The 24,923-nt window shown below is 65.0% G+C and carries 21 protein-coding genes; 16 read left to right on the forward strand and 5 right to left on the reverse strand.

The annotated features are described in order from the left end of the window. Positions 1-45 precede the first annotated feature (45 nt). Positions 46-2,118: a prolyl oligopeptidase family serine peptidase gene (locus AXW67_RS21700; RefSeq protein WP_063679479.1), complete on the forward strand. Its 2,073-nt coding sequence runs from the start codon at positions 46-48 to the stop codon at positions 2,116-2,118. A 181-nt stretch (positions 2,119-2,299) separates the two neighbouring features. Here the strand turns inward: AXW67_RS21700 and AXW67_RS21705 are convergent, their stop codons facing one another. Continuing rightward, on the reverse strand, positions 2,300-2,971 hold the full coding sequence (locus tag AXW67_RS21705; RefSeq protein ID WP_063679480.1) for a DUF938 domain-containing protein: 672 nt from the start codon (positions 2,969-2,971) through the stop codon (positions 2,300-2,302). A gap of 237 nt (positions 2,972-3,208) precedes the next feature. Here AXW67_RS21705 and soxX point away from each other — a divergent pair, with 237 nt between their 5' ends. From soxX to AXW67_RS21755, 11 genes are all read left to right on the forward strand, one after another. Further along, positions 3,209-3,565, forward strand: a complete 357-nt coding sequence (gene soxX, locus AXW67_RS21710) for a sulfur oxidation c-type cytochrome SoxX (RefSeq protein WP_027549845.1) — start codon at positions 3,209-3,211, stop codon at positions 3,563-3,565. Positions 3,566-3,591: 26 nt separating this feature from the next. Then, positions 3,592-4,083, forward strand: a complete 492-nt coding sequence (soxY, locus tag AXW67_RS21715; protein ID WP_027549846.1) for a thiosulfate oxidation carrier protein SoxY — start codon at positions 3,592-3,594, stop codon at positions 4,081-4,083. A 10-nt stretch (positions 4,084-4,093) separates the two neighbouring features. After that, positions 4,094-4,405 (forward strand): thiosulfate oxidation carrier complex protein SoxZ, encoded by a 312-nt coding sequence (gene soxZ / locus AXW67_RS21720; protein WP_027549847.1) that lies wholly within the window; start codon positions 4,094-4,096, stop codon positions 4,403-4,405. Then, entirely contained in the window at positions 4,405-5,268 is an 864-nt protein-coding gene (soxA, locus tag AXW67_RS21725; protein WP_063679481.1) for a sulfur oxidation c-type cytochrome SoxA, read from the forward strand. Before soxZ ends, soxA begins: the two co-directional genes overlap by 1 nt. Next, entirely contained in the window at positions 5,265-5,573 is a 309-nt protein-coding gene (locus AXW67_RS21730; RefSeq protein WP_063679482.1) for a hypothetical protein, read from the forward strand. Before soxA ends, AXW67_RS21730 begins: the two co-directional genes overlap by 4 nt. Before the next feature lie 56 nt (positions 5,574-5,629). Beyond that, positions 5,630-7,378 (forward strand): thiosulfohydrolase SoxB, encoded by a 1,749-nt coding sequence (soxB, locus tag AXW67_RS21735; protein ID WP_063679483.1) that lies wholly within the window; start codon positions 5,630-5,632, stop codon positions 7,376-7,378. Further along, a complete protein-coding gene (locus tag AXW67_RS21740; RefSeq protein ID WP_027549851.1) occupies positions 7,375-7,830 on the forward strand; it encodes a DsrE family protein in 456 nt (151 codons plus the stop codon). Before soxB ends, AXW67_RS21740 begins: the two co-directional genes overlap by 4 nt. Positions 7,831-8,011: 181 nt before the next feature. Continuing rightward, positions 8,012-9,052 carry an MBL fold metallo-hydrolase gene (locus AXW67_RS21745; RefSeq protein ID WP_027549852.1) on the forward strand — a complete coding sequence of 347 codons (1,041 nt, stop codon included), beginning with the start codon at positions 8,012-8,014 and terminating at the stop codon, positions 9,050-9,052. Positions 9,053-9,135: 83 nt separating this feature from the next. Further along, the gene (locus tag AXW67_RS42065; RefSeq protein ID WP_198024649.1) at positions 9,136-9,291 is read left to right on the forward strand and encodes a hypothetical protein; all 156 of its coding nucleotides are present in this window, start codon (positions 9,136-9,138) and stop codon (positions 9,289-9,291) included. A gap of 328 nt (positions 9,292-9,619) precedes the next feature. Then, positions 9,620-10,825 (forward strand): MFS transporter, encoded by a 1,206-nt coding sequence (locus AXW67_RS21750; protein WP_063679484.1) that lies wholly within the window; start codon positions 9,620-9,622, stop codon positions 10,823-10,825. 193 nt (positions 10,826-11,018) lie between these two features. Then, entirely contained in the window at positions 11,019-12,734 is a 1,716-nt protein-coding gene (locus AXW67_RS21755; RefSeq protein WP_063679485.1) for an N-acyl-D-amino-acid deacylase family protein, read from the forward strand. Positions 12,735-12,795: 61 nt separating this feature from the next. On the opposite strand, the gene AXW67_RS21760 is transcribed toward AXW67_RS21755, so the two are convergent. Beyond that, positions 12,796-14,145: an MFS transporter gene (locus tag AXW67_RS21760; protein ID WP_063679486.1), complete on the reverse strand. Its 1,350-nt coding sequence runs from the start codon at positions 14,143-14,145 to the stop codon at positions 12,796-12,798. 144 nt (positions 14,146-14,289) lie between these two features. On the opposite strand from AXW67_RS21760, the gene AXW67_RS21765 reads away from it, so the two are divergent. From AXW67_RS21765 to AXW67_RS21780, 4 genes are read left to right on the forward strand one after another with little or no spacing between them, the layout of a single operon-like run. Further along, positions 14,290-14,943 (forward strand): ABC transporter ATP-binding protein, encoded by a 654-nt coding sequence (locus AXW67_RS21765; protein ID WP_063679487.1) that lies wholly within the window; start codon positions 14,290-14,292, stop codon positions 14,941-14,943. Next, positions 14,940-17,402: an FtsX-like permease family protein gene (locus AXW67_RS21770; protein WP_063679488.1), complete on the forward strand. Its 2,463-nt coding sequence runs from the start codon at positions 14,940-14,942 to the stop codon at positions 17,400-17,402. The genes AXW67_RS21765 and AXW67_RS21770 overlap by 4 nt, the downstream gene beginning before the upstream one ends. Next, positions 17,392-18,474 carry a lipocalin-like domain-containing protein gene (locus AXW67_RS21775; protein WP_063679489.1) on the forward strand — a complete coding sequence of 361 codons (1,083 nt, stop codon included), beginning with the start codon at positions 17,392-17,394 and terminating at the stop codon, positions 18,472-18,474. Before AXW67_RS21770 ends, AXW67_RS21775 begins: the two co-directional genes overlap by 11 nt. Before the next feature lie 27 nt (positions 18,475-18,501). Next, entirely contained in the window at positions 18,502-18,888 is a 387-nt protein-coding gene (locus AXW67_RS21780) for an MAPEG family protein (RefSeq protein ID WP_063679490.1), read from the forward strand. A 67-nt stretch (positions 18,889-18,955) separates the two neighbouring features. Here the strand turns inward: AXW67_RS21780 and AXW67_RS21785 are convergent, their stop codons facing one another. From AXW67_RS21785 to AXW67_RS21795, 3 genes are all read right to left on the reverse strand, one after another. Continuing rightward, positions 18,956-20,149, reverse strand: a complete 1,194-nt coding sequence (locus tag AXW67_RS21785) for an ABC transporter substrate-binding protein (RefSeq protein ID WP_063679491.1) — start codon at positions 20,147-20,149, stop codon at positions 18,956-18,958. Positions 20,150-20,337: 188 nt separating this feature from the next. Further along, positions 20,338-23,493, reverse strand: coding sequence for an efflux RND transporter permease subunit (locus AXW67_RS21790; RefSeq protein WP_063679492.1), 3,156 nt, complete (start codon positions 23,491-23,493; stop codon positions 20,338-20,340). Beyond that, positions 23,490-24,689 (reverse strand): efflux RND transporter periplasmic adaptor subunit, encoded by a 1,200-nt coding sequence (locus AXW67_RS21795; protein WP_063679493.1) that lies wholly within the window; start codon positions 24,687-24,689, stop codon positions 23,490-23,492. Before AXW67_RS21795 ends, AXW67_RS21790 begins: the two co-directional genes overlap by 4 nt. Positions 24,690-24,923: the final 234 nt, after the last annotated feature.

Below are 24,923 nucleotides of genomic sequence, written 5' to 3' on the forward strand. Positions count from 1 at the left end.
GCACGATCAAACCGCACCTCGCGTCGATCCGTTGGAGATCCGATCATGTCCGTCGACGACAGGCCTACCCCCTCCGCTCCGGACGATGATCCCTGGCTCTGGCTGGAGGAGGTCGAAGGCGTGCGGGCGCTCGACTTCGTCGAGCGGCAGAATCGGCTGACGCTGGAGAAGTTCGGCGGTCCAGCCTTCGCGCGCGACCGCGACACGCTCGCCGCCATCTACGATCGTCCGGACAACATCCCCTATGTCAGCCGCTGCGACGGCCTGCTCTACAATCTCTGGAAAGACGCAAACCATCCGCGCGGCCTGTGGCGGCGGACCACGACCGCGGAATTTCGCAAACCCAATCCATCCTGGGAGATGCTGCTCGACATCGACCGGCTCGCAGCAAAGGAAGGCGAGGACTGGCTGCTGAACGGGTCGAGCTCGCTGCCGGGCGATGCGCCACAGACGATGCTGAGCCTGTCGCGCGGCGGCAGCGATGCCGTCACCTTGCGCGAGTTCGACCTGAACACGAAGAGCTTCGTTGCTGGCGGCTTCACGCTGCCTGAGGCCAAGGGCGGTGCCGCCTGGGTCGATCCTGATACGCTGCTGTTGTCGAGCGCCATTGGCGAGGACATGGCGACGACCTCCGGCTATGCGCGCACGGTGCGGCTGTGGCGCCGCGGCCAGCCCGTAGGGCAGGCGCGCGTGGTGTTCGAGACGACATCCGATCGGATGAGCGCCTATTGCGATGTCGATCGGACCGGCGAGGCGCCGCGGATTCTGTTCGTCGACCGGCAGGACTTCTTCAACTTCGACGTCTGGCTCGGCACCGAGCAAGGTGCGAGCGTCAAGCTCGACCTGCCCTCCGACATCTGGCTGCAATTGCACGGCGACTGGATCGCGCTGAAGCTGCGCTCAGCCTGGACTGTCGGCGGCGTCACGCATCCTGCGGACACCGTGCTCGGCATCTCGCTGTCGGCCTTCCTCGCGGGACAGCGCAACTTCGCCGTGATCTTCCCGCCCTCGCCGCGCCGCGCGCTGCAAGGCCTGTTCTGGGCCAAGGGCAGGCTGGTGCTGTCCATCCTCGACGAGTTGCGGCCGGTGTTCGAGATCTGCACGCCGTCGGCGGCCGGCTGGAGCAGCACACGCCTGCCCGGGCTTCCCGCGATCGGCGTCGTCGACGTCTGGCGCTTCGATAGCCACGAATCCGAAAGCAATGGCGACCTGCTCGCCAACGTTCAGGATCCGCTCACGCCGCCGTCCCTGATGCTGATCGAGCCGGATGTCGCAAGTCCAACCGTGCTGAAACAGGCGCCGCGAACGTTCAACGCGGATGGTCTCATCGTGACCCAGCACGAGGCGATCTCGATCGACGGCGAGCGCATTCCCTATGTGCAGACGGGTCCCGCCGGCGTGACCGGCGATGCGCCGGTCTATATGAGCGCCTATGGCGGGTTCGGACTGTCGGTGAAGCCCTATTACAATTCAGGCCTCGGCAAGCTGTGGCTGGAGCGCGGCGGCACCATTGTGCAGGCGAATTTGCGCGGCGGCGGCGAGTTCGGCACGCGCTGGCACGATGCCGGGCGGCTCGCCGGCAAGAGATTGTCGCATGACGACTTTGCGGCCGTCGCCGCCGATCTCGTCCGTCGCGGCGTCACGCGCGCCAAGCGCATCGCGGCGCAGGGCGGATCGAACGGCGGCATCCTGATCACCAACATGCTGACGCGCTATCCCGAGCGCTTCGGCGCGCTGTTCTGCACCATCCCTCTGATCGACATGCGCCGCTACACCAAGCTGCTCGCCGGCGCGAGCTGGATCGCGGAATATGGCGACCCGGATAAGCCGGAGGAGTGGGAGTGGCTGCAGACCTACTCGGCCTATCACAACGCAAAGCGGGGCCAACCCTATCCGCCGATCTTGATCGCCACCACGCGGCGCGACGATCGCGTCCATCCCGGACACGCGCGCAAGATGGCGGCAAAGCTCCACGCGATGGGCTATGAGGCCTATTTCTACGAGCCCGCCGCGGGCGGCCACGGCTACGGCAAGGACAACAAGGAGCGCGCCGGCTTCGAGGTGCTGGGCTTTCGCTTCTTGAAGGACAAGATCGGCTGGCGGGACGGCGAGGCGTGAAGGCGGCCTCTTGATTGAATCAGCACGAGCCCAGGAGGTCGTGCACCTCTCCTGCTTGCGGGAGAGGTCGGCGCGAAGCGCCGGGTGAGGGTTCTCTCGTCTTGGGGGTTCTCGATTGCGGAGACACCCTCTCCCCAACCCTCCCCCGCAAGCGGGGGAGGGAGCGCACCTTCTTCGCGCCCTACCGCGAAAACACCAGCGTCAGGTTGTTCGCGGGCATGTCGATGACATCGACGAGACGCAGACCCGCGCCTTGTGCGAGCCCCTCGACGTCGCCGACGTCGCGCACGCCCCATTCGGGATTGCCTTCACGCAAGGAGGTGTCGAACACGGCATTGCTGAGCGCGGTGTGCTTGCCGTCGCGCTTGAACGGGCCGTAGAGGAACAGCTTGCCGTCGGCCCGCAGATAACGGCCGGCACCAGTGAACAGGCCTTCGGCCACGTTCCACGTCGCGATGTGGATGACATTGGCGCAGAAGATGGCCGCGAGGTTCGCGGGCCCCTGCCCGCTCTTCATGTCCGGGCACCAGTCCGGATCGGACAGATCGATCCGCATCGGCGGGCGGATGTTCGGCAGGCCGGAATGGACGCGCCAGGCCTCGATGCTCTTCAGATGGCGCTGATTGAGGTCGCTGGGCCACCAGATGAGGCCGGGCGTATGGCGGGCGAAATGGACCACATGCTGGCCGGTTCCGCTGCCGACCTCGACCACATCGCCCGAAACGCCCTTGAGGTGCTTTTGCAGCGCCGCCCACAGCGGCTCGTGATTGCGATGGAACGCCGGCGCATCGAGCCGCCCATCGGGCTCGACCCGCCCACCGTCCCTGCCAAATTCAACGAGATATTCAGCCAATTGAGGTCCCCGAAAAATACGAAAGAAATGAAAACACGACGAAGCGGCGGAACGCCTCCCAATAATGGCCCGCGCCAGGGCCGAATCCGTCAAACAAATAATCTCTGGGTTGCAATGCGCTGGATATTAACGCGATTTTGCAGCATGCATAGTCTTGATTGTCAGGCGATGCCCTTTGTGCTTTGAGCATTATATTTCCGTGAACGAGATCATCGACATAACGGTTCGGAACGCCCCTTGACCGCCCTTCCCCGGAAGCCTTCCCTGATGTTCATGCTGGCCATGCTGGCCGGCCTTGCCGTGAGCCCGGCGCGGGCACAATCCGCTGTTGCCGAGGGCCAGAAGCTCGCCTTTGACCGCGGCAAGGGCAATTGCCTGACCTGCCATGTCATCCAGGGCGGCGACCTGCCCGGAACGATCGGCCCCGCGCTCAAGGACATCAAGAGCAAGTATCCTGACCGCAACGAGCTGTTCGCGATTTTGTTCGATGAGACCAAGCGCAATCCGCAGACCATGATGCCGCCGTTCGGACGGAACCGGATTTTGACCGAACAGGAGATCAACGCGATCGTTGATTTCCTGCAGACCCTGTGACGGCCGGCACGCCAGGAGACCTTGAGATGACGACAATCACCGGCCCTCTCGCGACGCGGCGCCTGATCCTACAGGGCGCGGCTTCCGTCGCGCTGATCGGCCTCGGTAACCTGCCGTTTGCCGCCCAGCCCGCGCGCGCCGCAGCCAACGACAAATATCCGGAAGAGGCGTTCAAGCAGAAGAGCGAGGCCGACGCCATCAAGGCGCTCTATGGCAAGACCGCCGAGCCCTCCGACAAGGTCAAGCTGGATGCGCCCGAGATCGCCGAGAACGGCGGCGTCGTGCCGATTGCCGTGACGACCACGCTCGACAAGGTGACCTCGATCTCGTTCTTCGTGGCAGAGAACCCGAACGCGCTCGCAGCGTCCTACAAGATCCCGGACGGAACGGTGCCGAGCGTCTCCAACCGCCTGAAAATGGCGAAGACCACCAACGTCGTCGCGATCGTCGAGGCCGACGGCAAGCTCTACAGCGCGACCAAGGAAGTCAAAGTCACCGTCGGCGGCTGCGGGGGTTAAGGAGATCAAGATGGCATCCACCATTCGCGTGCGCGCCACATCCAACGGCGACATCACCGAGGTGCAGGCGCTGATCCAGCACCCCATGGATTCCGGCTTCGTCAAGGATTCCAAGGGCGAGCTGATCCCGGCGCACTTCATCCAGGAGCTGAAGTTCGAATATAACGGCAAGGACGTCTTCGTCGCCGACTGGGGCCCGGCCGTCTCCAAGGACCCCTACGTCAAGTTCAGCTTCAAGGGGGCCAAGAAGGGCGACGACCTCAAGATCTCCTGGGTCGACAACAAGGGTGCGTCGGATACGACCACCGCGAAGATTTCGTGATGAAGGCGCGATCTGCAATTCTGTTCGGCTCTGCGCTTGCCGCGCTCGTCGTGGGCGCTCTGGCGTCAACGCATGTGACCGCGGCCGACAAGGTCGATCCCGCCGCCGACATCAAGGCGTTCCAGAACTTCTTCTTCCAGAAGTTTCCGAACGTGAAGCACGAGGATTTCGCCAACGGTCCTTATTCCATGAACGAGGACATGAAGCGGCAGTGGCAGGAGAAGGAGGAATTCCCGCCCTACGAGTTTGCGCTCGATGCCGGCAAGGAAATGTTCGCAACCCCGTTCAAGAACGGCAAGACCTATGCCGACTGCTTCCCGGACGGTGGCATCGGCATCCGCCAGAACTATCCCTATTTCGACGAGAAGGAAGGCAAGGTCGTCACGCTGGAACTCGCGCTCAACCGCTGCCGCGAAGCCAATGGCGAAGCGCCCTATTCCTACGTCAAGGACGAGATGGCCTCGCTGACCGCCTATATGGCCTACACCTCGCGCGGCAAGCTGATGGACATCAAGATCCCCGATGATCCGCGGGCGCTGGCCGCTTTCGAGAACGGCAAGCGCTATTTCTACACGCGCCGCGGCCAGATGAACTTCTCCTGCGCGAGCTGCCATGTGCAGAGCCCGGGCGAGCGCATCCGCGCCGAGGTCCTGGCACCCGCGCTCGGCATCCTCAATGCGATGCCAATCTACCGCTCCGAATGGAGCAGCATGGGCACGACCAGCCGCCGCTTCGTCACCTGCAACAGCCAGACCCGCGCAGTTCCGCTGGAGCCGCAGTCGGACGAATATCGCGACGTCGAATATTTCCTCTCCTATGTCGCCAACGGCCTGCCGATTTCCGGACCGGGAGCGCGGCCATGAAGCGGTCACTTTCACTCGCCCTGTTGCTCGCGGTGATCTTCGCGCTGCCCCCGGCACGCGCGGCGACCGAGGCGGACTACAAGGCGGCCTATGCCGCCGCGGAAGCCGCTTCCAAGGAGGCGACCGGCTTGCGCAACCAGTGGACCACGACCGTCGCGACTCTTGCGGCGGCGAAGAAGGCGGCCGATGGCGGCGACTTCGACCGCGCAATTGCCGCAGCGAAAGAGGCCGAGGCGCTGGCAAAGGCGTCGATCTTCCAGGCAACGTCGGAAAAAGAAGCCTGGAAGACGATGGAAATCCGCTAGACTGGGCCTCCTGTGGAACCATCGGACTGGCGTTAAGGGGCGCGGAGTACTCAAGCATGGCTATCCGCCGCCGCGATTTCCTGAAGAGCGCAGGCGCCATCGCCGCATCGATCGGCCTGCCGCGGCTTGCGCGCGGCGCCGAAGCCGCGAGCATCTACGACCTCGAACATTTCGGCAATGCGCGGATCCTGCACATCACCGACGCGCATGCGCAGCTCAATCCGGTCTATTTTCGCGAGCCCAGCGTCAATATCGGCATCGGCGAGATGGCGGGACGGCCGCCGCACCTGGTCGGCCGCGCGTTCCTGGACCGGTTCGGCATCCGGCCCGACAGTGCGGACGCTTATGCCTTCACCTGCTTCGAGTTCGAGAAATCCTCGGCACGCTTCGGCAAGCTCGGCGGCTTTGCCCATCTGAAGACGCTGATCGATCGCTTGCGCGGCGATGTCGGCGAGAAGCATTCCGTGCTGGTCGACGGCGGCGACCTCTGGCAGGGCACGGGGCTCGCCAATGTCATGCAGGGCCGCGACATGGTCGAGGTCGCCAATTTGCTCGGCATCGAGGCGATGACCGGGCATTGGGAGTTCACCTATGGCGAGCAGGCGCTGCGCGACAATCTCGAGCGCTTCAAGGGCGAGTTTCTGGCGCAGAACGTCTTCCTGACCGAGGAAGCCGCGTTCAACGACGCCCGCGCCTTCGACAAGGCCACGGGCCGCGTGTTCAAGCCTTCGATGATCAAGGAGCTCGGCGGCCATCGCGTCGCGATCATCGGCCAGGCCTTCCCCTACGTGCCGATCGCGCATCCCAAGCGGTTCACACCGGACTGGACTTTCGGCATCCGCGAGGAGGAATTGCAGAAGCATGTCGACGGCCTGCGCGGCCACGACAAGGTCGATGCGGTCATCCTGCTGTCGCACAACGGCATGGATGTCGACCTCAAGCTTGCAAGCCGCGTCACCGGCATCGATGTCATCCTCGGCGGCCACACCCATGACGCCGTGCCGCAGCCGGTCGCGGTGAAGAATGCGAGCGGCACGACGCTCGTCACCAATGCCGGCTCCAACGGAAAATTTCTGGCGGTGCTCGATCTCGCGCTCGACAAGGGCAAAGTCAGCGACGTCAGATATCATCTGCTGCCGGTCTATTCCGAGCTATTGAAGCCGGATCCGGCGATGTCCGAACTGATCGGCCGGGTGCGCGCGCCGCATGTGATGGACTGGTCGGAGAAGATCGCAACGCCCGATCGCCTGCTCTATCGCCGCGGCAACTTCTCGGGTCCCGTCGATCAGCTGATTTGCGCGGCATTGCGTACTGAGCTCGATGCCGAGATCGCGCTGTCACCGGGCTTTCGCTGGGGCGTCACCACGCTGCCAAATCAGGCCCTGACCATGGAGGACGTGCTCGCGGAGACCGCGATCACCTATCCCGAGACCTATGTGCAGGAGATGACGGGCGCGCAGATCAAGGACGTGCTCGAGGACATCTGCGACAATCTCTTCAACGCCGACCCCTATTATCAGCAGGGCGGCGACATGGTCCGCGTCGGCGGCCTCACTTACACCTGCACGCCGGCGGGCGCAGCCGGCGGTCGCATCTCGGAGCTGCAGCTCGATGGCGGCAAGCCGCTGGCCGCAAACAAGCGCTACAAGGTCGCGGGCTGGGCCTCGATCAACGCGCAGCAGGGCGCGCCGGTGTGGGACGTCGTCGGCAAATATCTGCGGTCGGGCCGGATGCCCGAACCGTACCATTCCGGCGTCACGTTGCAGGGCGTCGAGGACAATCCAGGAATCGCAGGACAGGGATGACGCATTTGCAGATGTTTCGCGCGATGATGCTGGCGCTGCTCGCCGTCGTGGCGGCACCGGTCGCTGCGCAGCAGGTGCCGCTCCAGGACAAGCCGTTCGCAGAGCACAAGATCGTGCTGCAACTGTCCGACGGCGATGCCAGGAAGCAGGCGCTGGTGCTCAGCGTCGCCAACAACCTCCTGAAGTTCTACGACCCCGACAAGGTCGCGGTCGAGGTGGTGGCGTTCGGTCCCGGCATCGACCTGCTGCTCACCGGCAGCGACCATCGCAAGCAGGTCGAAAGCCTGATTGCACAGGGCGTGCGCTTCGACATCTGTCTCAACACCGTCGATACGATCGAGCGGGAAAGCGGCAAGCGGCCGGACTTCATCCCCTCCGCCACCCCGGTGCAGGTCGGGGTCGGACAGATCCTGTTCCTGACCGAGAACGGCTACACGCTGGTAAGGCCCTGACCTCCGTCGTCATTCCGGCGCGGCTCGCAGAGTCGAACCCGGAATGACTGTACGTAAAATGGTCATTGCTACAGCCCCATAGAGTAAAATATTCCCCATTTCCCTCGCCATACAGTGACTTGCTTCTCTTTTTTACCCGTGGCGTAGTAGGAACCGGAATCAATTCACGCCGGGGCCTGCCATGATCTTTCGCCAGCTCTTCGACAGCGTTTCGGGCACCTACAGCTACGTCCTTGCCAGTCGCCCCGGCGGCGAGGCGCTGATCCTCGATCCCGTGCTGGAGAAGGTCGATCGCTACTGCCAATTGCTGCGCGAACTCGACCTCAAGCTGGTCAAGGCCGTCGACACTCATCTTCATGCCGACCATGTCACTGGACTCGGCGAGCTGCGCGACCGCACCCATTGCATGACCATCATGGGCGACCAGAGCAAGGCCGACGTGGTGGCGATGCGCGTCTCCGATGGTGACAAGGTGACGATCGAGGGCCTGTCGCTCGACGTGATGTACACGCCCGGCCACACCGACGATTCCTATTCCTATCTGATGGGCGACCGCGTCTTCACCGGCGACACGCTGCTGATCCGCGGCACCGGCCGCACCGATTTCCAGAACGGATCTTCGCGCGCGCAGTACGATTCGATCTTCAATCGCCTGCTCAAGCTGCCGGACGAGACGCTGGTCTTCCCGGCGCATGACTACAAGGGCGATACCGTTTCCACCATCGGCGAGGAGAAGCGCTACAACCCGCGGCTCCAGGTACGCTCGGTCGACGAATATATCGAGCTGATGGCCAATCTGAAGCTGCCCAATCCGAAGATGATGGACGTGGCGGTGCCGGCCAACATGCATGTCGGCCTGCATCAGGAGGAATTGGAGAAGGAGGGCCGCGCGCTCAGCGCCGTCGACGCGATCCGCTCGCTGGGCCGGCCCGACATTCTGCTGGTCGATTTGCGCGAAACCAACGAGCGCGCCAAACACGGCATGCTCGAGGGCGCACTACATGCGCCCTATCCGTCGATCGAGGAGAGCCTGAAGCCCGGCGGCATGCTGCGCGAGGTCGCGGCCGCCACCGGCCGCCGCGTCGTGTTCTTCTGCGCCTTCGGCGAGCGCTCGGCGATGGCGGTGACCGCGGCGAAAGAAGCCGGCCTTTCCAACACCGCCCATATCGCCGGCGGCATCGACGCCTGGAAGAAGGCTGGCGGTCCGGTGGTGCAGGGCTGACGCCTCGGCCGCTTGAGATAAGTCAGGAACCGCCCATATTTTCCGGATAGAAGCGGATGCAGCATCACCATCCGGGACCAGTCATGGCCAAGACCGGCAAGACCAGCGCGCCACCCAAGAAGGCCGACGACAAGGCGAAGAAGCCACAGCCTCCGCGCGACGGCGACGACGATTACGAGGACGGCGACATCGCCACGCCGAAGCGCGATCGCTACGGCAATGATGACGAGCCGTTGTGAGGGGGATCCTGACCACGCTCTCAACTGTCGTCCTGGCGAAAGCACGACCCATTACCCCAGGGAGGAGCCGTGGCGCGACCTGCTGACCACGAGTCTTCGCCAAACAACTCCCTGTGGTAATGGGTCCAGGGTCAGCGCTCGCTCTGCTCGCTTGTCCAGGACGACGTGGGTGAAGCCTTGCCCGCCTAGCTGGCTTCAGTCAGGACGACGATGGGGGCGAGCCCTCCCACACGACCCGCCCCGAACTACCTGCCATGCGCCGCCGTTCATGGACAAATAACCGCCCTGCCCGATAGTTTGCGCCCCAAGGACGCAAAACGGAACTGCAATGGTCGACGTTCTCGCCGCACCGCAGCAAGGCAAGGCGGACAGCGCGCTGACGCTGACCGGAATCTCGATCGCGCATTGGGTCAGCCATTTCCATATGCTGGTCCTGCCGATGCTGTTCCCGTTCCTGAAGAACCAGCTTGGCGTCGGCTATATCGAACTCGGCTTCGCGCTGACCGTGTTCGCGGTGGTGTCCGGCCTGACTCAGGCGCCGACCGGCTATCTCGTCGACCATTTTGGCGCGCGCAAGATCCTGCTGGCCGGGCTCGTCCTCGGCGGCTTCGCGCTGATCCTGCTCGGCGTGCACCTCAGCTACGCCTCGCTGATCGCCTGCGCCGTGCTGCTTGGACTCGCCAACAGCGTCTATCATCCCGCCGACTACGCGATCCTTGCCGAACACATGGATGAGGCGCGGATGGGCCGCGCCTTCTCGATCCACACCTTTGCCGGCTTTCTCGGCGGCGCGGTCGCGCCGGCGATCGTCGCGGCGCTCGTCACCGTGTCCGGTGGCGTCGGCGCGCTGATCGCATCGGGCGCGATCGGCGTCGCGGTGGCTCTGCTGCTGGTTGCCATGAACATTCCCGACGCCGGCGCGCACAAGAAGAAGCCGGGCAGCGCGAATGCGCCGAAGCAGGCCGTCATCACCCCGGCGCTGATCATGCTGACCGCGCTCTTCATGCTGCTGAGCCTGTCGGTCGCCGGCATCAGTAATTTCGGCGTGGTCGCGCTGATGAGCGGCTATGGGGCCTCCTATTCCACCGCCAACGTTGTGCTGACCGCATTCCTCGCAGCCAGCGCCATCGGCGTGCTCGCGGGCGGCTTTCTCGCCGATCGCACTGAGCGTCACGGCCAGGTCGCAGCGGCCTGCTTTGCCGTAAATGCGGCGATCGTGCTGCTGATCGCGCTCGTCACGATGCCGGGCTGGGCCCTCACCGTCGCGATGACGGCCGCGGGCTTCCTTTCCGGCGTGATCGCGCCCTCCCGTGACATGCTGGTGCGCAATGCCGCGCCCCCCGGTGCCGCCGGCCGCGCCTTCGGCATCGTCTCCACCGGCTTCAATCTCGGCGGCGTCATCAGCCCGCTGCTGTTCGGCTGGATCATGGACCAGAGCGCGCCACACTGGGTGTTCGGCGCCTCCGTGATCTTCATGGTGGCGACGGTGGTGCTGTCGCCGTTCACCGAGCGGAAGCCGCAAAACGCTTCGTGAGCCCACCGGCTCAGCCACAAACTCGACTGTCGTCCCGGGGCGCGAAGTCACGAGCCCGGGATCCATAACCCCAGGGAGTAGTTGCGGCGCGAGATTGGCAATCACGAGTCTTCGCGGATCTGCGCTCCGCTCCGCTGCGCTTGTCCGGGACGACGCTGGAGAGAAGTAACAACAACCATTGGGAAGAAACACCATGACCAATCCTGATCTCGTGATCCGCGGCGGCACCATCGCAGATGGCCGCGGCGGCGAGCTGTTCGAGGCTGATGTCGCCATCACCGGCGGCAGGATCAGCGAGGTCGGGAAGGTTGCGGCAAAGGGACGAGAAGAGATCGATGCGCGCGGCAAGCTGGTGACGCCGGGCTTCGTCGACGTCCACACGCATTATGACGGCCAGGTCACCTGGAGCCAGGACATCACGCCGTCCTCGCAGAACGGCGTCACCACCGCGATCATGGGCAATTGCGGCGTCGGCTTCGCGCCGTGCAAGCCGGACGATCACATCCGCCTGATCCAGCTCATGGAAGGCGTCGAGGACATTCCCGAGCCGGTGCTGAGCGCCGGCATTCCCTGGGCCTGGGAGAGCTTTCCGGACTACATGAACTGGCTGTCGAAGCGCGACTTCGACATCGACGTCGGCGCGCAGCTGCCGCATGCGGCGCTGCGTGTCTATGTCATGGGCGAGCGCGGCGCGCGCCGCGATCCGTCGACGGTGGAGGACAATGCGGCGATGGCAAGGCTCGCGGGCGAGGCCGTGCGTTCGGGCGCGCTCGGCTTCTCGACCTCGCGTACGCTCAACCATCGCACCTCGACCGGCGATTTCACGCCGACGCTGAAGGCGGGCGAGGACGAGCTCACCGCGATCGCCGGCGCGATGCACCGCGAGGGCCGCAGCGTGCTGCAATTCGTGCTCGATCTCTCCACCATCCACGAAGACCTGCCGATGATGCTGCGGGTCGCAGACAAAACCAAATGCCCGATCTCGTTCTCGATCACGCAGAACGACAAGTCGCCGCGGCGCTGGCGGCAGACGCTTGACGAGATCAACGCGGCGGCGAAGCGCGGCCTCTCCATCACCGCGCAGATTGCGGCACGCCCCGTCGGCCTCCTGCTCGGGCTGGAGCTGTCGCGCAATCCGTTCCAGACCCATCCGAGCTACAAGGCGATCGCGCATCTGCCGCCAGGGGAGCGGCTGGGGCGGCTGCGCCAGCCGGACGTACGCAAGGCGATCCTGAGTGAAACAGCAACCGCCACCGACGATCCGCTGTTCTTCCGTCCCGACTACGACAAGATGTTCCTGCTCGGCGATCCTCCGGACTACGAGCAGCCGCCGGAGAACGCGCTGGGCCCGCAGGCGCGCAAGCAGGGCCGCCAGCCGGAGGAACTCGCCTATGATGCGATGCTGACGGACGACGGCCGCGGCATGCTCTACGTGCCCTTCCTCAACTATTCCGACGGCAATCTGGACGCGACGCGCGAAATGCTGATCGATCCGCGATCGGTACCCGGCCTCTCCGATGGCGGCGCGCATTGCGGCATCATCTGCGATGCGAGTTTTCCGACCTACCTGCTGACGCACTGGACGCGCGACCGCAAGCGCGGCGAAAAGCTGTCGATCCCCTTCGTCGTCGCGGCGCAGTCGCGCAAGACCGCGCTCTCGGTCGGTCTCACCGACCGAGGCCTCATTGCTCCCGGCTATAAGGCTGACGTCAACGTGATCGACTATGACCGATTGCATCTGCACCCGCCGAAGGTGCATTACGATCTGCCGGTCGGCGGCCGCCGCCTGCTGCAGGACGTCGACGGCTATGAGGCCACGATCGTGTCGGGTGTGGTGACACGGCGGCATGGCGAGGCGACCGGACGCCGGCCGGGAAAGCTGATTCGCGGCGCGCAGGCTGTGAACTAGCAAGACGATTGCCCCTGACCCTCCCCTGGAGGGGAGGGTCAGATCGGACAGCACGCCAACCTTACGTCGGCGACACCACGCCCTTCAGCGCGTTCGGCTGCGGGGCGGCGCCGCGGGTCAGCCTGGCGCGCTCGGTGTTCGGCCAGAGCAGCAGCAGGCCGAGCAGGCCGGAGCCGACCATGACCGCGGCGTTGATGGTGAAGCCGGTCATGTAGCCGTCGAGCATGCTGCCGGCGCGCTGGATCACCGTGCCCATCACGCTCGGCGCAATGATTCCGGCGAGCGTGTACAAGGCGCCGTAGATCGCGATGATGGCGCCGCGCTGCGACACCGGCGTGAACTCGCTGAGCATGGGCGGGCAAACCACGTAGATCGCGCCGCACAGGCCCGTTCCGACCACGAGCAGCGTGAGCTGAAGGCCGGCGCCCGCGACATGCGGCATCATCGCCAGGGTCAGGCCGCCGATCACCAGCGGCACGGAGCCGAGCACGCCGCGCGCGATGCGGGTGGTGGCGCCGCGCGCCATCATCACCTGCGAGATCCAGCCCGTCAGGATCACGATGGTGGCGCCGAACACCCAGGGCAGCGTCGAGATCCAGCCTGCATCGCTTTGCGAGAAGCCGAGCCCCTTGATGATGAAAGGCGTGAACCAGGTGAGCCCGAGCGACAGCGCCCAGTACGCACCGAAGGTCGCGGCCACGCAGCCGACAAAGGTGCGCGAGGTGAGGAGCTGGAGATAGGGGATCTTCGGTTCGGTGGCCGCCAGGGCTTGCGTATCCTCCAGCGGGCCTTCCCTGCCGAGCGCGAGCCAGGCCGCGACCCAGATCAGGCCGGTGACGCCGAGCGCGCCGAAGGCATAGTGCCAGGAATGATTGACGATGATCCAGTTCAGCGCCGGCACGGCGAGGATCACGCCGAAGGCGGAGCCCTGCGACAGGATCGCGGTCGGCAGCGTGCGCTTCTCATCGGGGAACCACTTGTAGATGGCGTGCGCGGCGACCGAAAAGGCCGGGCCTTCGCCCGCGCCCAGCACGATGCGGCAGATCAGCAGCGTGGTGAAGCTGACGGTGCCGACCATCGGAAACTGCGCCAGCGCCCAGATCACCGCAAGCGTCAGCAGCACCCAGCGCGTCTGCACCTTGTTGACGATGAAGCCGACCACGATGGCCGAGATCGAGAACAGGAAGAAGAACGACGAACCGAGCAGGCCGAATTGCTCGGCATCGAGCTTCAGGTCGGTCATGATCGGCACGCCGGCAAGACCCACGACGATCTTGTCGGCGAAGTTGACCAGCATGAACAGAAACAGGAGGAATGTCACCGTCCAGGCGCCCTTCGGCGTCTCCTTGCCGGCTTCTCTCGACGTCCCTGTCGTCTTGCCAGCCGCCATTGGCGATCCCTGAGCGCTCATCGTTCTCCCCGCTGTCCCTTTTAGCACTTTTTTGATTTGGCCGTTTTGGAGCTAACAACGGCTTTGAAGCCAACGCAACCCCGGCATTTCCCCATCAACTGTGCTACGCAGCATCCCGGTTAATTCCGTCCGGCGCCATTCATCGTGCTCAGCATCAAAAATCTCTCCAAGAGCTTCTCCTCGGCCGGCGAGCCGGTCAGTGTGCTGCGCGGTGTCGATCTCGACCTCAGGGCCGGCGAACGCGTCGCGCTGACCGGCGAATCCGGCAGCGGCAAGAGCACGCTGCTGCACCTGATCGCGGGGCTCGATGCCGCCGACAGCGGCTCGATCCGGCTCGAGGAGACGGAGGTCACCGCCCTGTCGGACGCGGGGCGCGCGAGCCTGCGGCGGAATCGGATCGGCCTCGTCTTCCAGCAGTTCAACCTGATCCCGAGCCTGTCGGTCGAGGACAATCTCGCCTTCCAGGCGCGGATCGCCGGCCGACATGACGCGGCCTGGAGCAAGGAGTTGATCGAGCGGCTCGGGCTCGGCAGCCTGCTCAGGCGCTATCCCGAGCAATTGTCAGGGGGACAGCAGCAGCGCGTCGCGATCGGCCGCGCGCTGGCGACAAAGCCTTCGCTGCTCCTGGCGGACGAGCCGACCGGCAATCTGGACGAGGCGACAGCGGACGACGTGCTGGCGCTGACGCGCGATCTCGTCGCACGGACCGGCTGCGGCTTCCTGATGGTGACGCACAGCCTGCATCTTGCCGCCAAGCTCGACCGCCATGTCACCCTGCATGCGGGGCGGATCACATGAGACGCGCGCTGTGGGTCCTCGCCGTGCTCCTGAGCCATTGGCGACGGCACAAGATGCAGTTCGCGACATTGCTGATCGGGCTGATCGCGGCGACCGCCTTGTGGAGCGGGGTGCAGGCCATCAACCAGCAGGCCCGCAACGCCTATGATCGCGCCGCGGCAACCTTTGGCGGCGTGCGCACGGCGATGCTGGTCGCGCCGAACGCGGCGACGTTCTCGCAAGACCTGTTCGTCAAGCTCCGGCGCGCGGGCTGGCCGGTCTCGCCGGTGCTCGAAGGCCGCGTCCAGCTCAACGGGCATTCGATGCGCCTGCTCGGCATCGAGCCGGTGACGCTGCCGGCCGACGTCGGCAATGCGCCTCGCCTCGGCGCTGCGGATCTGACGCGCTTCGTCGCGCCGCCGGGGCAGACGCTGGTCGCGCAGGAGACGCTGATCGATTTGCAGGAGGCCGAAGGCACGGCGCCGCCGATCAGCAGCGGCGCAAAACTGCCGCCGCTGCATGTGCTGCCGCAACTCGTGCCCGACGTGCTGGTCGTCGATATCGGCGTGGCACAGCGGCTTCTCAACAAGCCCGGGCAAGTGTCGCGGCTCCTGATCGGCAAGCCGAACGGCAGGCCCGCGCCGCTTCAAAGCGTCGTCGGCGACCAGTTGCAGCGCGTCGAGCCGACTGCGGAGACCGAGCTCGAACGTCTCACCGACAGCTTCCATCTCAATCTCACGGCGTTCGGGCTATTGTCGTTCTTCGTCGGTCTCTTCATCGTCAACTCGGCCGTGGGCCTCGCCTTCGAGCAGCGGCTGCCGATGCTACGTACGCTGCGGGCGTGCGGCGCTTCTGCGCGCATGGTCAACACGGTGCTGGTGGTCGAGCTCGTGGTGCTCGCGCTCATCGCCGGCCTGATCGGGCTCGTCTGCGGCTACTTCATCGCCGCCGCGCTGCTACCGGATGTCGCGGCATCGCTGCGCGGACTCTACGGCGCGCAGATTCCGGGACAGCTCACGCTGCATGCCGAATGGTGGTTCGCCGGCATCGGCATCAGCGTTGCGGGCGCGGTGGTGGCGGCGGCGACCAGCCTGATCAAGGCGATCCGGATGCCGGTGCTGGCGACCGCGCAGCCGCGCGCCTGGCAGCAGGCACAGCACCGCTGGCTGATCCTGCAAAGCGCAGCCGCCTGTGCCGTGTTCGCGGTCGCGCTGTTCTTGCTTCGCTATGGCGAATCGCTGATCGCAGGGTTCGGCGTGCTCGCCGCGCTGATGCTCGGTGCGGCGCTGATCCTGCCGGCATTCCTGGAGATCATCCTGCTCGCAGGCCAGCGCCGCGCGCGCGGGCCGGTCGCGTTGTGGTTCTGGGCCGACAGCCGGCAACAGCTCTCCGGACTATCGCTCGCGCTGATGGCGCTCCTGCTCGCGCTCGCCGTCAATGTCGGCGTCTCCACCATGGTGGAAACTTTCAGCCGCACCTTCATCGGCTGGCTCAATGGACGGCTCGCCGCTGACGTCTACATCAGCGCGTCCGACAATGCGCAAGCCATTGCGATCCGAAACTGGCTGAAGGACCGCGGCGAAGTTCAGGCGATCCTGTCGGGCGGACGCGCCGAGACGCAAGTTCAGGGCCAGCCGGTGGAATTGTTCGGGCTGCCCGATCACGCGCTCTATCGCGAGCTCTGGCCGCTGCTGGAAGCCGCACCGCGCCCATGGACCCGGCTCGTGCCGGGCAATGCCGCCTTCATCAGCGAACAATTGAGCCGCCGCCTCAATGTCGGGGTCGGCGATGTCGTCGAGGTGCCGGCGCCGGGCGGCCCCTGGGAGCTCGACATCGTCGGCATCTATGCCGATTACGGCAATCCCAAGGGGCAGCTCGCCGTGAATGTCGCGGCGCTGATCCGGCAGTTTCCGCAAACGCCGCAGACGCGGATCGGGCTCATTGTCCCGCGCGAAAAAATCCCCGGACTGATCGCGGCATTGCAAAAGCAGTTCTCGCTCGACGAACGCAGCGTCGCCGATCAGGCGACGGTGAAGGCGGAATCGATCCGCATCTTCAACCGGACGTTTGCGGTCACATCCGCGCTCAATGCGTTCACGCTCGGCGTCGCCGGGATCGCGCTGCTGACCAGCCTCCTGACATTGGCGAACTCACGCCTGCCGCAGCTCGCGCCGCTCTGGGCGATCGGCATCACGCGGCCACGACTCGCCGCGATCGAGCTGACCAAGACGCTGTCGGTCTCGTTGTTCACGGCACTGCTGGCGCTGCCGCTCGGGCTCGTGGTGGCGTGGTGCCTGATCGCGATCGTGAATGTGAAGGCGTTCGGCTGGCGGCTGCCGTTCCACGTGTTCCCGCTGCAGCTGATCGAGCTGGTGGCGGTCGCGCTGCTCGCCGCGCTGCTCGCTGCGCTGCTGCCGGTTGCACGGCTCGCGCGGATGCAGCCGACCGATCTCGTCAAGGTGTTTGCCAATGAGCGCTGAGCGGATCTCGCGGCGTACTTTTGCCGGCGGTATCGCCGCATTCGCCTTCGCGCGCCGCGCGGGCGCGCAGGGCTATGCGGGTCTCGGCGACACCGCCGACGGTTTCGCGCCGGTCACGCCCGGAAAGGTATTCGCCTTTCCGGGCGATCACGGACCACATCCCGAGTTTCGCATCGAGTGGTGGTACCTCACGGCGAACCTCACCGACGCCAGCGGCGCGGCTTGCGGCCTGCAATGGACGCTGTTCCGCCAGGCGACGCAGCCGGGACCGCAAGGCGAAGGTTGGGCCAACCAGCAGGTGTGGATGGGGCACGCCGCGGTGACGCGCACCGACACCCATCGCTTCAGCGAGCTGTTTGCACGCGGTGGTGTCGGGCAGGCTGGCGTCGAGGCAAAGCCGTTCATCGCCTGGATCGACGATTGGGAGATGAGGGGATCCGAGCGCACCGACGATCGCACATTGGCGCCGCTGACGCTGAGAGCCTCGGGCATCGATTTCAGTTATGCGCTGACGCTCGAAGCCAATCGTCCCGTGGTGTTGCAGGGCGATGCCGGCTACAGCCGCAAATCCGAGCGCGGCCAGGCCTCCTACTACTACAGCCAGCCGTTCTTCCGCGTCCGCGGCACGCTCAGCATCGACGACAAGCCCGTCAACGTCTCCGGCCAGGCCTGGATGGACCGCGAATGGAGTAGTCAGCCGCTCAGCCCCGATCAGAGCGGCTGGGACTGGTTCTCGCTGCATCTGCCTGATGATGAGAAGCTGATGCTGTATCGGCTGCGCCAGAAGGACGGCCGCGAAAATCTCTTCGGCAATTGGATCACGCCCGACGGCCGCTCGGTGGAGATCGCGGCGCCCGCCAACAGCCTCACGCCGCTCGCGATGACCGAGATCGACGGCCGCAAGCTGCCGACCTCGTGGCGCGTGAGCCTTCCCGGCCACGGCCTCGCCATCGAGACCGCGCCGCTCAACCCGCGGAGCTGGATGGGGACCGGCTTCTCCTATTGGGAAGGCCCGATCAGCTTTACCGGCACGCACAACGGCGTTGGCTATCTCGAGCTGACCGGGTATTGAACCGCGGCTTCTGCAAAGGAATCAGCGATGTATCACTTCACCGCCCTCATCACGCTGCTGGCGATCCTCATGTACTTTTCCACCTGCATCAACGTCGCGCGGTCGCGCGACCGCACAGGCGTCAAGGTGCCGGCGATGTCGGGTCATCCGGATTTCGAACGTGCGTTCCGCATCCAGATGAATACGCTGGAATGGATGCCGATCTTCCTGCCATCGCTCTGGCTGTTCGCGATCTATATCAGCGACGCCATCGCAGCGGCGATCGGCGCGGTCTGGATCGTCGGCCGCATCGTCTACTTCATCGGCTATTCGAAGGCGGCCGCCAAGCGCAGCCCAGGCTTTGCAATCCAGGGTATCGCCAGCATTGCACTGTGGGTCGGTGCGCTGGGTGCCGTGGTGTTGCGGTTGGCATGAGGGGCACTGCGGCCACACAAAAATGCCGCGCGTCAGCGCGGCATTTCGCGTGTGATCGAGGCAGTCCTCACTTCGTCAGCGGGCAACCGCTTTCCTTGGCGGTGAAGAACGCCTTGTCGCCGGGGACGGTGGCGAGCAGCTTGTAATAGTCCCAGGGCTTCTTCGACTCCGAAGGCTTCTTGACCTCGAACAGATACATGTCGTGGACCATGCGGCCGTTCTCCAGCACCTTGCCGCCCTGCGCGAAGTCGTCGTTGACAGGAAGCTCCTTCAGCTTCTTCGCGACCGCGTCCGGATCCTTGGTGCCGGCCGCCTTGACCGCCTTCAGATAGCTCAGCGTCGCCGAATAGGTGCCGGCGTGGATCATGCTCGGCATCCGCCCGGTGCGCTTGAAGAAGCGTTCGCCGAGATCGCGCGTCTTGTCGTTGAGATCCCAGTAATAGCCCTCGGTGAGCACGAGGCCTTGCGCGGCCTGCAGGCCGAGGCCGTTGACCTCGGCGAGCGTCATCAGGAGGCCGGCGAGCTTCTGGCCGCCGGTGACGATGCCGAACTCGGCCGCCTGCTTGATCGAGTTGGTGGTATCGAGGCCGGCATTGGCGAGCCCGACAATCTTGGCCTTCGAGCTCTGCGCCTGGAGCAGGAAGGAGGAGAAGTCAGACGAATTGAGGGGCACGCGGACCTGCCCGACCACCTTGCCACCATTGGCAGCGACGATCTCGCTGGTGTCCTTCTCCAGCGCGTAGCCGAACGCGTAGTCGGCGGTGAGGAAGAACCAGGTGTCGCCGCCGGCTTTGGTCAGCGCGCCGCCGGTGCCAACCGCAAGCGCGCGGGTATCATAGGCCCAGTGGAAGCCGTAAGGCTGGCAGGCGTCGCCCGTGAGGCGCGATGTCGCAGCACCCACGACGATGTCGATCTTCTTCTTTTCCTTCGAGAGTTCGTGGATCGCGAGCGCGACGGAGGATGTCGTCAGTTCCGTGATCATGTCGACGTTCTCGACGTCGTACCAGCGCCGCGCGATCGAGGTCGCAAGGTCCGGCTTGTTCTGGTGATCGGCGGTGACGAGCTCGATCTTCTGGCCCAAGACTTCGCCGCCGAAATCCTCGATCGCCATCTTTGCAGCTTCGACCGACCATTTGCCGCCATAATCGGCATAGACGCCGGACTGGTCGTTGAGGATGCCGATCTTGACGCCCTGTGCCGAGGCCGGCACGGCCAGCAACAGGGCAGTGGTTGCGGCGGCGGCCAAAAGTGGTGACTTCATCTTGCGAACTCCCAGCAGTTTTCTGTTTTGAAATCGCGCGGATACTAGTGAAGAACCCCGCCCCTGCCCATCCATTTCGGCCTCAGCCGTTAGTATGGCGGNGCGGGTGTGCGTCAAAGCCGTCGTCCCGGCGAAGGCCGGGACGACACCGTGAATGTTGAAGCGCCAATCGTCACGACCAGCACTGGTCAGGCCGCTACCTCCGCCTTCTTCCCGCGCCCATCGGCCAAGTTGCGCACGACCACGTAGAAGATCGGCGTGAAGAGGAGGCCGAACAGGGTGACGCCGATCATGCCGAAGAAGACGGCGACGCCGACGGCCTGGCGCATCTCCGAGCCCGAGCCGGTGGAGATCACCAGCGGCAGCACGCCGAGGATGAAGGCGAAGGAGGTCATCAGGATCGGCCGCAGGCGCAGGCGGCAGGCCTCGATCACGGCGTCAAGCCGCGGCTTGCCTTCGAGCTCGATGTCGCGGGCAAACTCGACGATGAGGATCGCGTTCTTTGCAGCCAGGCCCACCAGCACGACGAAGCCGATCTGCGTCAGGATATTGACGTCCTGGCCCATGATGCGCACGCCGATGGTGGCGGCGAGCAGACACATCGGCACGATCAGGATCACCGCGAACGGCAGGGTCCAGCTGCCATATTGCGCGGCGAGCACGAGGTAGACGAACAGCACGCAGATCGGGAACACGAACAGGCCGGCATTGCCGCCGGTGACCTGCTGATAGGACAGGTCCGTCCATTCGAACGAGAAGCCGCTCGGCAAGGTGTCGTCGGCGAGCTTCTTGATGGTGTTGAGCGCGGTGGTCGAGCTCGTGCCCGGCGCCGGCTCGCCCTGCAGCTCGGAGGCCGCATAGAGATTGTAGCGCGCGACACGGTCGGGGCCGGACACGTCCTTGAAGTCGACCACGCTGCCGAGCATCACCATGTCGCCGGAGGCGTTGCGTGTGCGCAGCCGCGCGAGGTCGCTGGTCTCTTTGCGGAACGGCAGGTCGGCCTGCGCGGTGACGTGATAGGTGCGACCGAACAGGTTGAAGTCGTTGACGTAGGTCGATCCGAAATAGGTCTGGATCGTGTCGTTGATGCTCGCGATGGGAACGCCGAGCTTCTGCGCCTTGGTGCGATCGATGTCGACGAAGAGCTGCGGCGTGTTGGCCGTGAACGGCGAGAACACCGAAGTCAGATTGGGCGACTTGCGCGCGGCGGCCACCAGCTCGTCGGTCGCAGCCGCAAGCAATTCCGGTCCGCGGCCCTGGCGGTCCTGGATGCGGATGGTGAAGCCGCCGCCGGTGCCGATGCCGGGCACGGCCGGCGGCGGAATGACGATGATGAAGGCACCCTGGATCGCGGCGAGACGCTTGCGCAACTCAGCCGTAATCGCGTTCGCAGTCAGTCCTTTCTTCAGGCGCACCTCGGGCTCGTCGAACACCGGAAACAGCGCCGCGGCGTTGCCGGCCTGCGTGCGCGTAGCGCCCGAGAAGCCGGCGAAGGCTGCGACGCGGACGATGCCCGGCGTATCCAGCGAGATCCGTTCGATCTCGCGCACGACCTCGGTGGTGCGCGCCAGCGACGCCGCACCGGGCAATTGCACGGAGATGATGACGTAGCCGCGGTCCTGCGCCGGAATGAAGCCCTGCGGCGTGGTCACGATCAGCCAGCCGGCGCTGCCGATCAGCACGACGTAGACCAGGAGCATCACCACCGAGTGCCGGATCACGAAATCGGCGACGCCGGCATAGCCCTGCGACAGCCGGTCGAACACGCGGTTGAAGACGCCGGTGAAGGCGGCCCAACCGCGCGCGATGACGTTCCAGCGCGCCGGCGGCCGTTTCTCCTCATGCGGCACCAGGATCTGCGAGGCCAGCGCCGGCGACAGCGTCAGCGAGCAGAAGCAGGAGATCGCGGTCGCAACCGCAATCGTGACGGCGAATTGCTGGAAGAATTGCCCTGAAATGCCGCCCAGGAACGCCGTCGGCACGAACACGGCGCACAGAACCAGCGCGATCGAGACCAGCGCGCCGCCGACCTCCTCCATGGTCTTCAGCGCAGCATCGCGCCGGCTCAGGCCGTGCTCGAGATGGCGCTCGACATTCTCGACCACCACGATGGCATCGTCGACCACGATGCCGACGGCGAGCACGAGGCCGAACAGCGTGAGATTGTTGATGGAGAACCCGAGCGCCGCCATCACCGCGAAGGTGCCGACCAGCGAAACCGGGATCGCGATGATCGGAATGATCGCGGGCCGCCAGCCCTGCAGGAACACCAGCACGACGACGACCACGAGCAGCATGGCCTCGTAGATGGTCTTGATCAGCTCGTGGACGGATTGCGCGATGAACTCGGTCGGATTGTAGCCGATATTGTAGTCGAGACCTTTCGGGAAGCTCTCCTTGAGCTTCGTCATGGTGTCGGAGATGCTCTTTGCGGTCGCGAGCGCGTTCGATCCGGGCCGCTGGGTCACCAGCATTGCGACGGCCGATTTGCGCAACAGGAAGCTGTTGGTGGTATAGGACAATGCGCCGAGCTCGATGCGGGCGACGTCGCGCAGCCGCACGGTGCGGCCGTCGGAGCCGGCCTTGATCAGGATGTCCTCGAATTGCTTTTGGTCTTTCAAGCGCCCGGTGAAGGTGAGGTTCGGCTGGAAGGCGCGGTCCGCGATCGGCGGCTCGGCGATCTGTCCGCCCGCAATCTGCACGTTCTGCGACCGGATCGCCGCGAGCACCTCGGTCGAAGTCAGGCCGAGATTGGCGATGCGGTCGGGATCGAGCCACAGCCGCATCGAATAATCGCGCGCGCCAAAGATCTGAATGTCGCCGACGCCATCGAGCCGCAAGAGCTGATCGCGGACCTGGAGCAGCGCGTAATTGGAGATGTAGAGCTGGTCGAAGCTGTCGTCGGGCGACAGCATGAACACGACCATCAGGATGTCGGGCGAGTTCTTGCGCGTGGTGACGCCGTTGCGCTGGACTTCCTCGGGCAGGCGCGGCTGTGCGATCGCGACGCGGTTCTGCACCAGCACCTGGGCCTTGTCGAGATCGGTGCCGAGCTTGAAGGTGACGGTGATGGTGAGCTGGCCGTTCGAGGTAGCCTGGCTGTAGAGATACAGCATGTCCTCGACGCCGTTGATCTCCTGCTCGATGGGAGCGGCAACGGTGTCGGATACGGTTTGCGCGGAGGCGCCCGGATATTGCGTGGTGACGACGACGGTCGGCGGCACCACTTGCGGATATTCGGAGACCGGCAGCGTGGTATAGGCGATCGCGCCGACGATCAGGAGCACGATCGACAGCACCATCGCCAGGATGGGCTGGTTGATGGAGAGACGGCCGAGATTCATGACTTGCCACCAGCCGGCGCTTGCGCGGCATGCGGGTTGACCTTGGCACCGACGCGGGCGCGCTGGATGCCGTCGACGATGACGCGATCCTCGGCCTTGAGCCCCTCGCGGATCACCCGCAGGCCCTCCTCGAGCGGCCCGAGCGTCACGGGACGCGCCTCGACGGTGTCGTCCGGCTTGACCACGAACACGATCTTGCGCGACTGGTCGGTCGCTATCGCGACGTCGGGAATCAGCAGCGCCTCATAGGGCGCGCTGCCGATCAGCCGTACGCGGCCGAACTGGCCCGGCAGGATCGACAGATCGGTGTTCTTGATAACCGCGCGGCTGCGCAGCGTACCGGTCGAGACGTCGAGGCGGTTGTCGAGGAAGTTGATGGTGCCGTCGTGCGACGGCTTGGTTTCGCCGGCGAGCGTCACCTGGACCGGGTTTGGCGTGTCGCGCGAGCTCGGGCGACGGCCTTCGAACCACAGCTTGCTGTATTTGATGAACGTCGCCTCATCCATGTCGAAATAGACGTAGATCGGATCGAGCGTGACGATCGAGGTGAGCAGCGTCGAGGAGCCGGCGTCGCTGCCCTGCACGAGATTGCCGGGGCTGACGAGATGACGGCTGACGCGGCCGGTGATCGGCGCCACCACATGGGTGAACTCGATATTGAGCTTGGCAGCCTTCAGTGCGCCGTCGGCCTGCATCTCGGCGGCGTGCGCGGCCTGCAAGGCCTGGCGGCGCTGATCGACGACCTGCTCTGAGACCGCGCTGGTCTGGACCAGGTTCAGGCCGCGGTCGAGCTCGCGCTTGGCCAGCTCCACCTTGGCACGTGCGTCCGACAGCTGGCCTTCCGCCTGCGTGGCCACCGCCTCGAACGGGCGAGAATCGATCACATAGAGGAGGTCGCCGGCATGCACGATCGCCCCGTCCTGGAATTCGACCGAGTCGACGTAGCCGCCGACGCGGGGACGGACCTGCACTTCCTCCACGGCCTCGAAGCGGCCGGTGAATTCGTCCCAATCGGTCACGGTGCGCTTGACCGGCTGGGCAACGGTGACTGCGGGCGCCGGCGGGGCGGCCGCCTGTGAAGCCGGCTTTTCACAGCCGGCGAGCAGACCGGCGACGGCGAGCGCCAGGATGCCAGGCAAGACAGACGGCGCGGACCGCCACCGAGCTGACTGTTGTTCGAGGTACGGCTCGCTCATGTCTTGCCCCCTTCCTTGGTGGCTGCGGTCGCAAACAGGGTAACCACTTACCCGCAGGCGGCACAAGATGTGTTTCAATGATGAAGCCTTCAAGACGATGAGGCACGTGATTCTTTGTAAAACGCCGCTAGCCGAGTGGAGAGGTTGACAGAGCGATAGCCGGCCACACACGCCGCGATTAGCTGGCTGGATGCGAATGAACTTATGCGTCGGGCTCATGAATGGAGCGGCGGG

Source organism: Bradyrhizobium neotropicale, assembly GCF_001641695.1.
GTDB classification, from domain to species: domain Bacteria; phylum Pseudomonadota; class Alphaproteobacteria; order Rhizobiales; family Xanthobacteraceae; genus Bradyrhizobium; species Bradyrhizobium neotropicale.

Bases quoted from the DNA above. Each gene is read 5' to 3' on its own strand.
- AXW67_RS21700 (WP_063679479.1), top strand. From the start codon at position 46: ATGTCCGTCGACGACAGGCCTACCCCCTCCGCTCCGGACGATGATCCC.
- soxY (WP_027549846.1), top strand. From the start codon at position 3,592: ATGACGACAATCACCGGCCCTCTCGCGACGCGGCGCCTGATCCTACAG.
- soxZ (WP_027549847.1), top strand. From the start codon at position 4,094: ATGGCATCCACCATTCGCGTGCGCGCCACATCCAACGGCGACATCACC.
- soxA (WP_063679481.1), top strand. From the start codon at position 4,405: ATGAAGGCGCGATCTGCAATTCTGTTCGGCTCTGCGCTTGCCGCGCTC.
- AXW67_RS21730 (WP_063679482.1), top strand. From the start codon at position 5,265: ATGAAGCGGTCACTTTCACTCGCCCTGTTGCTCGCGGTGATCTTCGCG.
- soxB (WP_063679483.1), top strand. From the start codon at position 5,630: ATGGCTATCCGCCGCCGCGATTTCCTGAAGAGCGCAGGCGCCATCGCC.
- AXW67_RS21740 (WP_027549851.1), top strand. From the start codon at position 7,375: ATGACGCATTTGCAGATGTTTCGCGCGATGATGCTGGCGCTGCTCGCC.
- AXW67_RS21745 (WP_027549852.1), top strand. From the start codon at position 8,012: ATGATCTTTCGCCAGCTCTTCGACAGCGTTTCGGGCACCTACAGCTAC.
- AXW67_RS42065 (WP_198024649.1), top strand. From the start codon at position 9,136: ATGGCCAAGACCGGCAAGACCAGCGCGCCACCCAAGAAGGCCGACGAC.
- AXW67_RS21750 (WP_063679484.1), top strand. From the start codon at position 9,620: ATGGTCGACGTTCTCGCCGCACCGCAGCAAGGCAAGGCGGACAGCGCG.
- AXW67_RS21755 (WP_063679485.1), top strand. From the start codon at position 11,019: ATGACCAATCCTGATCTCGTGATCCGCGGCGGCACCATCGCAGATGGC.
- AXW67_RS21760 (WP_063679486.1), bottom strand. From the start codon at position 14,145: ATGAGCGCTCAGGGATCGCCAATGGCGGCTGGCAAGACGACAGGGACG.
- AXW67_RS21770 (WP_063679488.1), top strand. From the start codon at position 14,940: ATGAGACGCGCGCTGTGGGTCCTCGCCGTGCTCCTGAGCCATTGGCGA.
- AXW67_RS21775 (WP_063679489.1), top strand. From the start codon at position 17,392: ATGAGCGCTGAGCGGATCTCGCGGCGTACTTTTGCCGGCGGTATCGCC.
- AXW67_RS21780 (WP_063679490.1), top strand. From the start codon at position 18,502: ATGTATCACTTCACCGCCCTCATCACGCTGCTGGCGATCCTCATGTAC.
- AXW67_RS21785 (WP_063679491.1), bottom strand. From the start codon at position 20,149: ATGAAGTCACCACTTTTGGCCGCCGCCGCAACCACTGCCCTGTTGCTG.
- AXW67_RS21790 (WP_063679492.1), bottom strand. From the start codon at position 23,493: ATGAATCTCGGCCGTCTCTCCATCAACCAGCCCATCCTGGCGATGGTG.
- AXW67_RS21795 (WP_063679493.1), bottom strand. From the start codon at position 24,689: ATGAGCGAGCCGTACCTCGAACAACAGTCAGCTCGGTGGCGGTCCGCG.